The sequence below is a fragment of the Pseudomonas sp. S12(2018) genome (assembly GCF_024355235.1).
Classification (GTDB): domain Bacteria; phylum Pseudomonadota; class Gammaproteobacteria; order Pseudomonadales; family Pseudomonadaceae; genus Aquipseudomonas; species Aquipseudomonas palmensis.
In genome coordinates this window covers 224,775-237,995 of the sequence record NZ_QLAD01000007.1, presented here as the reverse complement: position 1 = coordinate 237,995, position 13,221 = coordinate 224,775, and the positions used below count along the sequence as shown (strand labels likewise).

The window sequence follows — 13,221 nt, the reverse complement described above, 5'->3', positions numbered from 1 at the left end:
TAATCGCTTTACAGCCCGCCAACCTCACAGGTTAGAATCCTTGGCACGCGACCTGCTAGCTGAAGTCAGGCAAAAAGCAAGTCGCGCCTCTTTCTGCAATCCCCCCTGGAGTACTGCCTTTGGATGCGTCCACCATCAATAGCCTGTTCTTGATCGGCGCATTGCTGGTAGGTGCAAGTATCCTGGTCAGTTCACTCTCCTCGCGCCTGGGCATCCCGATCCTGGTGATCATCCTGGCAGTGGGCATGGTTGCCGGCGTCGACGGCGGCGGCATCATCTTCAACAACTACCCGACCGCCTACCTGGTGGGCAACCTGGCACTGGCCGTGATCCTGCTCGACGGCGGCCTGCGCACCCGCGTCTCGAGTTTCCGCGTGGCCCTGTGGCCGGCGCTGTCGCTGGCCACGGTGGGGGTGATGATCACCACCGGCCTCACCGGCCTGGCCGCCGCCTGGCTGTTCGACCTGAGCTTGATGCAGGGCCTGCTGATCGGCGCCATCGTCGGCTCCACCGACGCCGCCGCTGTGTTCTCGCTGCTGGGCGGCAAGGGCCTCAACGAGCGGGTGACGGCCACCCTGGAAATCGAGTCGGGCAGCAACGACCCGATGGCGGTGTTCCTCACCGTGACCCTGATCGAGATGATCGCCAGCGGCCAGAACGGCCTGCACTGGGGCCTGCTCGGCCACCTGGTGCGCGAATTCGGCATCGGCAGCCTGCTGGGCCTGGGCGGCGGCTGGCTGATGCTGCAGCTGGTCAACCGCATGAACCTGGCCGGCGGCCTGTACCCGATCCTGGTGATCAGCGGCGGCCTGGTGGTGTTCGCGCTCACCAACGCCCTGCACGGCAGCGGCTTCCTGGCCGTTTACCTGTGCGGCCTGGTGCTGGGCAACCGGCCGATCCGCAGCCGCCACGGCATCCTGCACATGCTCGACGGCATGGCCTGGCTGGCCCAGATCGGCATGTTCCTGGTGCTGGGCCTGCTGGTCACGCCCCACGACCTGCTACCCATCGCGCTGCCGGCCCTAGGCTTGGCGCTGTGGATGATCCTGTTCGCGCGGCCGCTGTCGGTGATGATCGGCCTGCTGCCATTCAAGGCCTTCCATGGCCGCGAAAAGGTGTTCATCTCGTGGGTCGGCCTGCGCGGCGCGGTGCCGATCATCCTTGCGGTGTTCCCGCTGATGGCCGGGCTGCCGCATGCCCAGCTGTACTTCAACCTGGCCTTCTTCATCGTACTGGTGTCGCTGCTGGTGCAGGGCACCAGCCTGCCGTGGGTGGCGCGCCTGCTCAAGGTGACCGTGCCGCCCGACCCGGCGCCGATCTCGCGCTCGGCCCTGGAAGTGCACATCACCAGCGAGTGGGAGCTGTTCGTGTATCGCCTGGGTGCGGAGAAGTGGTGCATCGGTGCCGCCCTGCGCGAGCTGAAAATGCCCGAAGGCACGCGTATCGCTGCCCTGTTTCGCGGCCAGCAACTGCTCCATCCGTCGGGAAGTACCACCCTCGAAGTCGGCGACCTGCTGTGCGTGATCGGCCACGAACACAACCTGCCGGCGCTGGGCAAGCTGTTCAGCCAGGCGCCGCAACGCGGCCTGGACCTGCGTTTCTTCGGCGACTTCGTGCTCGAAGGTGACGCAGAACTGGGGGCTGTAGCGGCGTTGTACGGTTTGCAGCTCGACGGCCAGGACCCGCACCAGCCGCTGGCGCACTTCATCGAGCAGAAGGTCGGCGGTGCACCGGTGGTGGGCGACCAGATCGAATGGAACAACACCCTGTGGACCGTTGCGCTGATGGAAGGGAACAAGATCCTCAAAGTGGGTATCAAATTCCCCGAAGGTTCTCGACCCGGCCCCGGGTTGTTCCTTTAAACTTCGATTCTCTGCCCGGTTCTACGACGTCTGCCTATGTCCCTGCGCACTGTTGTTAGCGCAGCCCTGCTCGGGCTGTGCCTGTCCCTCTCCTTCGCCCAGGCGGCGGAACCCCCCACCACGGCAAGCGTCCAGCACAGCCTGGACAAGATCGCCGAGCGCAAGCTGCCGGAGGCCGACCAGAAGGCCCTGCAGCAAGTGCTGGAGCAGACCCTTGGCCTGCTGGCCTCGCGCGACGACTACGACAAGCGCCTGGCCGCGCTCAAGCAGCAACTGGCCGACGCCCCGCGCCAGACCAGCGAAAACCAGCGCGAGCTGACCCGGCTCAAGGACACCAAGACCCTGCCCGTGGCGCAGCGCTACGCCAGCATGGGCGTGCCGCAGCTGGAGCAGTTGCTGTCCGAGCGCACCACCCAGCAGGGCGAGCTGCAGAAAGCGCTGTCCGAAGCCAACAGCCTGATCATCAACTCCCAGACCCGCCCCGAGCGCGCCCAGGCCGAGATCAGCAGCAACCAGACCCGCACCCAGCAGATCAACAGCATCCTCAAGCTGGGCAAGGACAACGGCAAGAGCCTCTCGGCCGACCAGCGCAACCAGCTCAATGCCGAACTCGCCTCGCTCAACGCGCTGACCCTGCTGCGCCGCCAGGAACTGGCCGGCAACAGCCTGCTGCAAGACCTGGGCAACAGCCAGCACGACCTGCTGATCGAGCGCGCCACACGCCTTGAGCAGGAGATCCAGGACCTGCAGACGCTGATCAACCAGAAGCGCCTGGCGCAGTCGCAGCAGACCGTCACCGAACAGTCCATCGAGGCACAGAAGGCCGGCGGCAGCAGCGTGCTGGCCACCGAAAGCGCCACCAACCTGAAGCTGTCCGACTACCTGCTGCGCAGCACCGACCGCCTCAACGAGCTGACCCAGCAGAACCTGCAGACCAAGCAGCAGCTCGACAGCCTGACCCAGGCCGACCAGGCACTGGACGAACAGATCAGCGTGCTCAAGGGCAGCCTGTTGCTGTCCAAGATCCTCTACAAGCAGAAGCAGGCCCTGCCGCACCTGAAGGTCGATCGCGACCTGGCCGACCAGATCGCCGACATTCGCCTGTACCAGTTCGAGGTCAACCAGCAGCGCGAGCAGATCAGCAGCCCCAGCAGCTACGTCGACAAGCTGCTGGCCACCCAGCCGCCCGACAGCGTCACCCCACAGTTGCGCAAGGCCCTGCTGGAGGTGGCGATCACCCGCAGCGATTTGCTGGAGCGGCTCAACCGCGAGCTGAGCGCCCTGCTCAACGAATCCATCACCCTGCAACTGAACCAGAAGCAGCTGCTGAGCACCGCACAGAACCTGCGCGGCACCCTCGACGAACAGATGTTCTGGATCCCCAGCAACAAGCCGCTGGACTTCGAATGGCTGCGCAGCGTGCCCGAACGCCTGCAAAAGCAGGTGGTGAGCCTGCCGTGGGGGTCGGGCATCAACGAACTGGCCGACGGCCTGACGCAGCGCCCGCTGCTGTTCCTGCCGCTGCTGTTGCTGATCGGCGCCCTGCTGTGGCGGCGCAAGTACCTGTATGCGCGGCTGAACAAGGTTCACCAGGATGTGGGCCACTTCAAGCGTGACAGCCAGTGGCACACGCCCCAGGCCATTCTGATCAATATCCTGCTGGCGATGCCGCTGAGCCTGGGCCTGGCGCTGTGCGGCTATGCGCTGCAGATCGACGCCCGCGGCCAGAACGCCAACCTGGGCGCCGCGCTGTGGCAGATCGCCCAGGCCTGGCTGGTGTTCTACACCGCCTACCGGATTCTGGCGCCCGGCGGCGTGGCCGAGCTGCACTTTCGCTGGGAGAAGGCCCAGGTCGAGTTCCTGCGCGGCTGGATCCGCCGCCTGGGCAGCGTGGTACTGGCGCTGGTCGGCGTGGTGGCGGTGGCCGAGCACCAGCCCTCGGCGCTGGCCGACGACGTGCTCGGCATCGGTGTGGTACTGACCTGTTACGCACTGATGGCCTGGCTGCTCAGCCGCCTGCTGCTGAGCAGCCCCGCGCACCGCAATACCTCGCTGTTTCGCAAGGCCGTGGGCGTGGCGTTCACGGCGCTTCCGGTGGCGCTGTTCATTGCCGTGTGCTTTGGCTACTACTACACCGCACTCAAGCTCACCGACCGCCTGATCGACACCCTGTACCTGCTGATGTTCTGGCTGGTGATCGAGGCCGCCTTCGTGCGCGGCCTGGCCGTGGCCGCCCGGCGCCTGGCCTACCAGCGCGCACTGAGCAAGCGCCAGGCCACCAAGGAAGGGCTCGATGGCGAGGTGATCGTCGAGGAGCCGACCCTGGACATCGAGCAGGTCAACCAGCAGTCGCTGCGCCTGATCCGCCTGGCCCTGCTGGGCGGCTTCATTGCCGCGCTGTACTGGGTGTGGGCCGACCTGATCAGCGTGTTCGCCTACCTCGACAACATCACCCTGTACGAGTACACCAGCGGCACCGGCGCGGCCATGAGCATGGTGCCGATCAGCCTGGGCGACCTGCTCGGGGCACTGGTGATCATCGGCATCACCTTCGCCCTGGCCGGCAACCTGCCGGGGCTGCTCGAGGTGCTGGTGCTGTCACGCCTGAACCTGGCCCAGGGCAGCGCGTATGCGACCACCACGTTGCTGTCGTACGTGATTGCCGGGGTGGGCTTCGTCACCACGCTGTCGACCCTCGGCGTCAGCTGGGACAAGCTGCAATGGCTGGTGGCGGCGCTGTCGGTGGGCCTGGGCTTCGGCATGCAGGAGATCTTCGCCAACTTCATCTCCGGCATCATGATCCTGTTCGAGCGCCCGGTGCGCATCGGCGACACCATCACCATCGGCAACCTGTCGGGCACGGTGAGCAAGATCCGCATCCGCGCCACCACCATCACCGACTTCGACCGCAAGGACATCATCGTCCCCAACAAGACTTTCATCACCGGCCAGTTGATCAACTGGTCGCTGACCGACACCATCACCCGCGTCACCCTCAAGCTGGGCGTGGACTACGGCTCGGACCTGGACCTGGTACGCACCCTGCTGCTGCAGGCAGCCAACGAGAACCCGCGGGTGCTCAAGGAGCCGGCACCGATCGTGTACTTCCTGAACTTCGGCGAGAGTACCCTGGACCACGAACTGCGCATGCACGTGCGTGACCTGGGCGACCGCAACCCGGTACTGGACGAGATCAACCGCTACATCAACAAGGAATTCAAGCGCCAGCACATCAACATCTCGTTCCGCCAGATGGAGGTGTACCTGAAGAACATGCAGGGCCAGGAGTACAAGATGGTACCGGTCGAAGCGCCGAACAAGACCGTGCTGCCCGAGCCCCCCACCGATGCGCCAGGAGATGGCCGTTGAAATCCCTCGACGAACTGACCTTCGACAACCGCTTCGCCCGCCTGGGCGATGCGTTCTCCACCCACGTGCTGCCCGAGCCGATTGCCGAGCCGCGCCTGGTCGTGGCCAGCGACGCGGCCATGGCACTGCTCGACCTGGACCCTACCGAGGCGCATTCCCCGGTGTTCGCCGAGCTGTTCAGCGGACACAAGCTGTGGGCCGAGGCCGAGCCGCGGGCGATGGTGTATTCGGGGCATCAGTTCGGTTCGTACAACCCGCGCCTGGGTGACGGTCGCGGGCTGTTGCTGGGCGAGGTGTACAACGATGCCGGCGAGCACTGGGACCTGCACCTCAAGGGTGCCGGGCAGACGCCGTATTCACGCATGGGCGATGGCCGTGCGGTGCTGCGCTCGTCTATCCGCGAGTTCCTCGCCTCCGAGGCCCTGCACGCGCTGGGCATCCCCAGCAGCCGCGCGCTGTGCGTGATCGGCTCGAGCACGCCGGTGTGGCGCGAAACCCAGGAGCGCGCGGCGATGGTACTGCGTCTGGCGCCCAGCCATGTGCGCTTTGGCCACTTCGAATACTTCTACTACACCCGCCAACCCGAGCAGCAGCGCGAGCTGGCCGAGCACGTGCTCAACCTGCACTTTGCCGAGTGCCGCGAGCAGCCCGAGCCGTACCTGGCGATGTTCCGTACCATCGTCGAACGCAATGCCGAGCTGATTGCGCGCTGGCAGGCCTATGGTTTCTGCCACGGGGTGATGAACACCGACAACATGTCGATCCTGGGCATCACCTTCGACTTCGGGCCGTTTGCCTTCCTCGACGACTTCGATGCCGGCTTCATCTGCAACCATTCCGACGACCAGGGGCGCTACAGCTTCAGCAACCAGGTGCCGATCGCACACTGGAACCTGAGCGCGCTGGCCCAGGCGCTGACGCCGTTCATCAGCGTCGAGGCGCTGAAGGAAACGCTGGGGCTGTTCCTGCCGTTGTACCAGGCCCATTACCTGGACCTGATGCGTCGACGCCTGGGGCTGACCGAGGCGCGCGATGACGATTCGGCGCTGGTCGAGCGCTTGCTGGGGCTGATGAACAAGGGCGCTGTGGACTACACGCTGTTCTTTCGCAAGCTGGGTGATCAGCCGGCGGCGCAGGCCGTGCGGGTGGTGCGCGACGATTTCGTCGACCTGGCCGGGTTCGATGCCTGGGCGGTGGAGTACCTGGCGCGCCTGGACCAGGAGCCGGGCAATGCCGAAGGCCGGCGCGCGCGGATGCACGCGGTGAATCCGCTGTACATTCTGCGCAACTACCTGGCGCAGCGTGCCATCGAGGCGGCTGAAGGCGGGGATTACGAGGAAGTGCGACGCCTGCACCAGGTGCTGACACGGCCGTTCGAGGAACAGCCGGGGATGCAGGCCTATGCCGAACGCCCACCCGAGTGGGGCAAGCATCTGGAGATCAGTTGTTCATCCTGAGATCGCAGCGCCTGCTTCGCGGGTCAAGCCCGCTCCCACAGGTACTGCGGTGTTCTTGTGGGAGCGGGCTTGACCCGCGATAGAGCGCGCAGCGGTCGCAGCTTCAGTTGTCGACCCACCAGTTCAGCAACGTCTCATCCTCGTCGTCATCGAGGTTCTGGTAGATGTTGGCGTAATACCACTGCACCCCCGTCGCCTCCCGAAACCGGTCGAACACCGGGCGAATCGCCTCGAACCCATTGCTCGCCGGCACTGCCAGCGTCAGGTTGCCTTTGTAGCGACCGTCCAGCGTGCCGCCCAGCAACGTCTGCACCTCGCTTTCCAGCGTGTCGACGGCATCCTGGGGCAGCTCGTTGGCGTAGACATGGATGCAAAAATTGCCACCCCGGCGCACCACCTCGACATGCTGATCGGGGATGGCCGTGCAGATGATGTCGCCGCGCGCCATGTTCAGCGCCAGCCCCGGCGACGACAGCAGTTCATAGGTATGTTCGCCCACTTCGCGCACCGGCACGCTTTCGAACACCGGCTCTCCGTTCTTCTTTCTGTCGACGAATACACGAATGTGCGGTGAATGCTGGCAATCCATCGGTCTGTCCCTGGCCTGTTCAGAAAGGCCGCATGCTAAACCATTACAGCCTCTTCGCCAGCATCGCTGGCTTATCTGGCAGGCTATGGCATCTTGCAATCCACCCTCATCACCTCCAGATACCCAACATCACCTGACGCATCCGGACTCCCACCATGACCGACCCCCTCCACATCCCCTGCCCCCACTGCAACGGCCTCAACCGCATCCCCGCCGCACGCCTGAGGGACGCACCCAAGTGCGGGCGCTGCAAGGGTGAGGTGCTGTTGCACAAGCCATTCGAATTGAAACAGGGCGACTACGCCAGCCAGATCAAGGGCGACCTGCCATTGCTGATCGATGTGTGGGCCGACTGGTGCGGGCCCTGCAAGGCGTTCGGCCCGGTCTTCGAACAGGCCGCCGGCCAACTGGCCGGACGCTGCCGCCTGGCCAAGCTCGACAGCGAAGCCAACCAGCAACTGGCCGGGCAACTGGGCATACGTTCCATTCCCAGCCTGATCCTGTTCAAGAACGGCCGCGAAGTGGCGCGCCAGAGCGGCGCCTTCCCACTCCAGCAACTGCTGGAATGGCTGCGCAGCCAAGGGGTCTAGGCGTTTTCCAGCAGCGTATGCAGTTCGACGAACTGCTGGGTCAGCTTGTGCCGCGGTTCCAGGTGAATCAGCGGCAGGCTGGCCTGGTGGGACTCGCGCATCTTCACCGAGCTGTTGAGGTACACCGGCAGCACCGGCAAGCCTTCGGCAATCAGTTCGTCGAGCATCTGCTGCGGCAGGCTGGCGCGCGCCTGGAACTGGTTGACCACGATGCCCTCGACTTCCAGGCCCTCGTTGTGGTCTTCCTTGAGCTCTTCGATCTCGGCCAGCAGGCCGTACAGCGCCTGACGCGAGAAGCTGTCGCAGTCGAAGGGGATCAATACGCGATCAGCGGCGATCAACGCTGAAACCGCATAGAAGTTCAGCGCAGGCGGGGTGTCCAGGTAGATGCGGTCGTAATCGTCGGACAGCTCGTCCAGCAGCTTTCGCAGTTTGTTGATCTTGTGCTTGGCCTCGAGCTTGGGCTGCAGGTCGGCCAGCTCTGCCGTGGCGGTCACCACATGCAGGTTGTCGAACGGGGTTTCATAGATGTCGACCTTGTTCTTCTTGGCGAAGGGCCCCGAGGACAGGGTCTGCTTGAAGAAGTCGGCAATGCCCATGGGAATGTCCTCGCCGGTCAGGCCGGTGAGGTACTGGGTCGAGTTGGCCTGGGCGTCCAGGTCGATCAACAGGGTTCGATAGCCTTCATTGGCACTGACGGCCGCCAGGTTGCAGGCAATGCTCGACTTGCCCACGCCACCTTTCTGATTGAACACCACGCGCCGCATGAACAGACCTCCATGTGAAAGGAACTACCGAGTATGTGAGGGTTGCGCCGGTTTAGCCAGTGCCTTTCAGCCCTGCGTCTGGGCCTGGCGGATCAACAGTTCGGTGAACGCCCGGGCCATCGCCGACACGTCCTCGCGCCGCTGCGCCAGCCATACCGCTGTCACCGCGTCGGCGTCGAGCAAGGTGCGGTACACCACCCCGTCGATGCGCATGCGCTTGAACGACGCCGGCAGCACCGACACCCCAAGCCCCGCCGATACCAGGCCGATGATGGTCATGGCCTCGCCTGCCTCCTGGGCAAAGTGCGGGCTGAAGCCGGCCGAGCGCGCCAGGCTGAGCAACTGCGCGTGCAGGCCGCTGCCGTAGCTGCGCGGGAAGAACACGAACGGCTCCTGGGCCAGGGCCGCCAGCGGCAGGCCCTGCTCGTTGCCCTGGGCCAGCGGGTGCGCGGCATTGAGCACCGCCACCAACGGCTCGCGGAACAGTTCGGTGATCACCACGCCATCGGGCACGCTCATCGGGCGCATCAGGCCGACCTCGATGGACTCGTCGAGCAAGGCATCCACCACGTCGCGGCTGCTCATTTCCTTGAGGTTCAGGTGCACCGCCGGGAAGCGCTGGCGAAACGCATTGATGGCCTTGGGAATGCTGGAGTTGAACGGCGCCGAGGAGGTGAAGCCGATCTTCATCTCGCCCAGCTCGCCGAGCTGGGCACGCCGCGCCACGTCGGCGGCCTTGTCGACCTGCGCCAGCACCTGGCGCGCCTCGTCGAGAAACAGCCGGCCGGCTTCGCTGAGCGCCACCCGTCGGTTGGTACGCTCGAACAGGCGTGCACCCAGCTCCTGCTCCAGGGCCTGGATCTGCTGGCTCAGCGGCGGTTGAGAGATGCCCAGTTGTTGTGCGGCACGGCCAAAATGCAGCTCTTCGGCCACGGCGATGAAGTAGCGAAGGTGGCGCAGTTCCATGGCAACTCCAATAGGTCGTAAAACCTCTTAAACAGGTCGAACAATATATTGGAAAAGATCAATAGCCAGCTATATGCTTTTTTCACTGCCTGCGAGGCCGTGCCCCTTTCGAGGTCCCCGTGAAAACTGCTGTTGCCCATGAGCTGCCCCCTGCCCCGGCGAGCACCGCCGCCCCCCTGAACGAAAGCTGGATCGAGAAAGGCACCCCTGCGTTCATGCGCACGGTGCTGGCATTGTTCTGTGGCGGCTTTGCCACCTTCGCCCTGCTGTACTGCGTGCAGCCGATGATGCCGCTGCTGTCCCACGAGTTCTCCATCAATGCCGCCCAGAGCAGCCTGGTGCTGTCGGTGTCGACCGGCCTGCTGGCGTTCGGGCTATTGGTGACCGGGCCGATTTCCGACCGCGTCGGGCGCAAGCCGGTGATGGTGTTCGCCCTGTTCTGCGCCGCGCTGTGCACCATCGCCAGCGCATTGATGCCCAGCTGGCACGGCGTGCTGGCCATGCGTGCCCTGGTGGGCCTGTCGCTGAGCGGGCTGGCGGCGGTGGCCATGACCTACCTGAGCGAAGAGATTCATCCGCAGCACATCGGCCTGGCCATGGGGCTGTACATCGGCGGCAACGCCATCGGCGGCATGAGCGGGCGCCTGATCACCGGGGTACTGATCGACTTCGTCAGCTGGCACACCGCGATGCTGGTGATCGGCGGCCTGGCACTGGTCGCGGCGGCAGTGTTCTGGAGGATCCTGCCCGAGTCGCGCAACTTCAGTGCACGCTCGATGAACCCGCGCAGCCTGCTGAACGGCTTCACCCAGCACTTTCGCGACGCCGGGCTACCGTGGCTGTTTCTGGAAGCGTTTCTGCTGATGGGCGCCTTCGTCACGCTGTTCAACTACATCGGCTACCGGCTGCTCGCCGAGCCGTACCACATGAGCCAGGCGCTGGTGGGGCTGCTGTCGGTGGTGTACCTGGCAGGCATCTACAGCTCGGCGCAGATCGGCGCACTGTCGGACAAGCTGGGGCGGCGCAAGGTGTTCTGGATGAGCATCCTGCTGATGTTCGGTGGGTTGCTGCTGACGCTGTTCTCGCCCCTGGTGCTGGTAATCGTCGGCATGCTGGTATTCACCTTTGGCTTCTTTGGCGCGCATTCGGTGGCCAGCAGCTGGATCGGCCGGCGTGCGCTCACGGCCAAGGGGCAGGCCTCTTCGCTGTACCTGTTCAGCTATTACGCGGGGTCGAGCGTGGCGGGCACGGCAGGCGGGGTGTTCTGGCATTACGGTGGGTGGAACGGCATCGGGCTGTTCATCGGCAGCCTGCTGGTGATCGCCCTGCTGGTGGCGTTGCACCTGAGCAAGCTGCCGGCGCTGCCGGGGAATGTGAAGGGCTGATACCCCTTGCCGGCGAAGCTGTTCAGTTGATGATTTCGACCAGGTCGACATCGATCTCGCGGGACATCAGGTTCTTCTCGACCTCACCGGTCAGCTTGACCTTGGTCTTGTCGTTGAAGGCCACCGCCGGCAAGTCTTCGTTGTCGATCTCGACGGTGATGGTGCCGCTGGCATCCTTGAATTCGTACTTGTCGTCGTTGTTGAGCTTCTTGACCACAAAGCCCTGCAGTACCACCGGAGTGTCGTCGGCGGCGTCGTTGGCTGCCGCGACCGTGGTGACCGGCTGGGCGCCAGGGCCGGTGTAGCCGGCGGCCATCGCGCCAGTGGTGAACAGCGGGGCAAGCAGCAGAGCCAGGTAACGAGTTTTCATGGTGGGCATTCCGTTTCAAGTGGGGATGCGCTCAGGTTAATCCCCACGCCTGAACTGAAGCTTAATGCGCGATGGTGGGAAACCCGATCAGGCCAGCAACGCGGTGAGGCTCAGAATCGGCATAAGGATGGCCAGCCAGATGAACAGCATCACACCGCCCGTCATCGCCAGCATCAATGGCTCAAACAGGCCCAGGGCTCGTTCAACCCTTACGTCCGACAGCAAACCGTGCCACCTCAGTCGACGCCGCAGTGCGTGCAACGCGAGCCGTGCGAACACGCCGGCGGCGACCAGCACACCGGCAAACGGCAGCGCAAAGCGCTGCCCGCTCTCGTTCAGCGCCATCGAAATGCGGATCGTGGCCGGCAACGCCTGCTGGTGATGGGCGAATATCTGCACGACATCAGGGATCACGACACCCAGCAGGAACGCGAAGATGGCCAGCACGGCGCACATCAGTATCGCCGGATACAGCAACGCCAGGCGGATGCCCTGACGTGTCAGTTGCTGGTTGTCACCGTACTCGGCAAGCCGTTGGCAGGTTGCCGCCAGCAGGGGATGCTGTACTGCGCGGGTATCCTTGGGCACGGGTTCCTTCCTTGAATGGCACGGCTGTGCAGCGAGGTCGGAATGGTAAGGGAGGGGGCTTGGACGGGCAGTAGGACGGATCGGCGGGGGAGCGTGAAAAGTCAGTGGCGGGGCCGCGATACGCGGCACCCGCCAGGCAGTTGCCCGTTACTGGTGGTACTGCGCCGACAGTTCGTGCACGGCGTGGATGAAGGCACCGGCATGTTCCGGATCGACTTCCGGGGTGATGCCATGGCCCAGGTTGAACACGTGGCCGGTACCGTGGCCATAGCTGGCCAGGATACGCCCGACTTCGGCGCGGATGGCCTCGGGCTTGGCGTAGAGCACGGTCGGGTCCATGTTGCCCTGCAGGGCCACCTTGCTGCCCACGCGCTGGCGCGCCTCACCGATGTCGCAGGTCCAGTCCAGGCCCAGGGCGTCGGCGCCGGCATCAGCAATGCTTTCCAGCCACAGGCCGCCGTTCTTGGTGAACAGGATCACCGGCACCTTGCGCCCTTCGTGCTCGCGGATCAGGCCGCTGACGATCTTGCGCATGTAGGCCAGGGAGAACTCCTGGTACGCCGCCGCCGACAGGTTGCCACCCCAGGTGTCGAAGATCTGCACGGCCTGTGCGCCGGCCAGGATCTGCCCGTTGAGGTAGCTGACCACCGACTGCGCGAGCTTGTCGAGCAGCAGGTGCATGGCCTGCGGGTTGTCGTAGAGCATGGCCTTTGTCTTGCGAAAGTCCTTGGACGAGCCGCCTTCGACCATGTAGGTGGCCAGGGTCCACGGGCTGCCGGAGAAGCCGATCAGCGGCACACGGCCGTTGAGCTCGCGGCGGATGGTGCTGACCGCATCCATCACGTAGCCCAGGTCCTTTTGCGGGTCGGGGATCGGCAGCGCCTCGATGTCGGCCAGGGTGCTGATGACTTTCTTGAAGCGCGGGCCTTCGCCGGTTTCGAAATACAGGCCCTGGCCCATGGCATCAGGGATGGTCAGGATGTCCGAGAACAGGATCGCGGCGTCCAGCGGGTAGCGGTCCAGCGGCTGCATCGTGACCTCGCAGGCGAACTGCGGGTTCATGCACAGGCTCATGAAGTCACCGGCCTTGGCGCGGCTGGCGCGGTACTCCGGCAGGTAGCGGCCGGCCTGGCGCATCATCCACACCGGGGTGACGTCTACGGGTTGCTTGAGCAGGGCGCGCAGAAAACGATCGTTCTTCAAGGCAGTCATGTCGGCATCCGGAAAAAAAGTGGGGGCATTTTCTCAGACACCAACGTAAAAGGCACGGTATGAACC

11 protein-coding genes are annotated in these 13,221 nt (G+C 64.6%); 5 read left to right on the top strand and 6 right to left on the bottom strand.

Annotation, left to right across the window (positions count from 1 at the left end):
- Nucleotides 1–119 precede the first annotated feature (119 nt).
- The 3 genes from DN388_RS18210 to selO are packed head-to-tail and all read left to right on the top strand — an operon-like array spanning nt 120 to nt 6,688.
- Nucleotides 120–1,862, top strand: coding sequence for a potassium/proton antiporter (locus tag DN388_RS18210; RefSeq protein ID WP_043860372.1), 1,743 nt, complete (start codon nt 120–122; stop codon nt 1,860–1,862).
- Nucleotides 1,863–1,898: 36 nt separating this feature from the next.
- Complete coding sequence (gene mscK / locus DN388_RS18205) at nt 1,899–5,231, top strand: mechanosensitive channel MscK (RefSeq protein ID WP_043860373.1); 3,333 nt, start codon at nt 1,899–1,901, stop codon at nt 5,229–5,231.
- The gene (gene selO / locus DN388_RS18200) at nt 5,228–6,688 is read left to right on the top strand and encodes a protein adenylyltransferase SelO (RefSeq protein ID WP_078481683.1); all 1,461 of its coding nucleotides are present in this window, start codon (nt 5,228–5,230) and stop codon (nt 6,686–6,688) included. The genes mscK and selO overlap by 4 nt, the downstream gene beginning before the upstream one ends.
- A gap of 103 nt (nt 6,689–6,791) precedes the next feature.
- Here selO and DN388_RS18195 read toward each other — a convergent pair whose 3' ends face one another.
- Nucleotides 6,792–7,277 carry a DUF4265 domain-containing protein gene (locus DN388_RS18195; RefSeq protein WP_213606455.1) on the bottom strand — a complete coding sequence of 162 codons (486 nt, stop codon included), beginning with the start codon at nt 7,275–7,277 and terminating at the stop codon, nt 6,792–6,794.
- A 155-nt stretch (nt 7,278–7,432) separates the two neighbouring features.
- Here DN388_RS18195 and trxC point away from each other — a divergent pair, with 155 nt between their 5' ends.
- Entirely contained in the window at nt 7,433–7,867 is a 435-nt protein-coding gene (gene trxC, locus DN388_RS18190; RefSeq protein WP_054915555.1) for a thioredoxin TrxC, read from the top strand.
- On the opposite strand, the gene DN388_RS18185 is transcribed toward trxC, so the two are convergent.
- Both DN388_RS18185 and DN388_RS18180 read right to left on the bottom strand, forming a co-directional pair.
- A complete protein-coding gene (locus tag DN388_RS18185; protein ID WP_043859929.1) occupies nt 7,864–8,634 on the bottom strand; it encodes a ParA family protein in 771 nt (256 codons plus the stop codon). The two genes, trxC and DN388_RS18185, sit on opposite strands and share 4 nt — an antisense overlap.
- Nucleotides 8,635–8,700: 66 nt before the next feature.
- Nucleotides 8,701–9,600: a LysR family transcriptional regulator gene (locus DN388_RS18180; protein ID WP_054915554.1), complete on the bottom strand. Its 900-nt coding sequence runs from the start codon at nt 9,598–9,600 to the stop codon at nt 8,701–8,703.
- A gap of 215 nt (nt 9,601–9,815) precedes the next feature.
- Here DN388_RS18180 and DN388_RS18175 point away from each other — a divergent pair, with 215 nt between their 5' ends.
- A complete protein-coding gene (locus tag DN388_RS18175; RefSeq protein WP_168186837.1) occupies nt 9,816–10,985 on the top strand; it encodes an MFS transporter in 1,170 nt (389 codons plus the stop codon).
- A 22-nt stretch (nt 10,986–11,007) separates the two neighbouring features.
- Here DN388_RS18175 and DN388_RS18170 read toward each other — a convergent pair whose 3' ends face one another.
- The 3 genes from DN388_RS18170 to hemE all read right to left on the bottom strand — a co-directional run bounded on the left by DN388_RS18170 (nt 11,008) and on the right by hemE (nt 13,155).
- Nucleotides 11,008–11,355, bottom strand: a complete 348-nt coding sequence (locus DN388_RS18170) for a YgiW/YdeI family stress tolerance OB fold protein (protein ID WP_043859932.1) — start codon at nt 11,353–11,355, stop codon at nt 11,008–11,010.
- Between the two features lie 87 nt (nt 11,356–11,442).
- A complete protein-coding gene (locus DN388_RS18165; protein WP_255001477.1) occupies nt 11,443–11,943 on the bottom strand; it encodes a type II secretion system F family protein in 501 nt (166 codons plus the stop codon).
- A gap of 147 nt (nt 11,944–12,090) precedes the next feature.
- Nucleotides 12,091–13,155 (bottom strand): uroporphyrinogen decarboxylase, encoded by a 1,065-nt coding sequence (gene hemE, locus DN388_RS18160; RefSeq protein ID WP_043859934.1) that lies wholly within the window; start codon nt 13,153–13,155, stop codon nt 12,091–12,093.
- Between the last annotated feature and the right edge of the window lie 66 nt (nt 13,156–13,221).

Excerpts from the sequence above, each read along its gene's own strand:
- mscK (WP_043860373.1), top strand. The coding sequence starts at position 1,899 with ATGTCCCTGCGCACTGTTGTTAGCGCAGCCCTGCTCGGGCTGTGCCTG.
- DN388_RS18195 (WP_213606455.1), bottom strand. The coding sequence starts at position 7,277 with ATGGATTGCCAGCATTCACCGCACATTCGTGTATTCGTCGACAGAAAG.
- trxC (WP_054915555.1), top strand. The coding sequence starts at position 7,433 with ATGACCGACCCCCTCCACATCCCCTGCCCCCACTGCAACGGCCTCAAC.
- DN388_RS18185 (WP_043859929.1), bottom strand. The coding sequence starts at position 8,634 with ATGCGGCGCGTGGTGTTCAATCAGAAAGGTGGCGTGGGCAAGTCGAGC.
- DN388_RS18180 (WP_054915554.1), bottom strand. The coding sequence starts at position 9,600 with ATGGAACTGCGCCACCTTCGCTACTTCATCGCCGTGGCCGAAGAGCTG.
- DN388_RS18175 (WP_168186837.1), top strand. The coding sequence starts at position 9,816 with ATGCGCACGGTGCTGGCATTGTTCTGTGGCGGCTTTGCCACCTTCGCC.
- DN388_RS18170 (WP_043859932.1), bottom strand. The coding sequence starts at position 11,355 with ATGAAAACTCGTTACCTGGCTCTGCTGCTTGCCCCGCTGTTCACCACT.
- hemE (WP_043859934.1), bottom strand. The coding sequence starts at position 13,155 with ATGACTGCCTTGAAGAACGATCGTTTTCTGCGCGCCCTGCTCAAGCAA.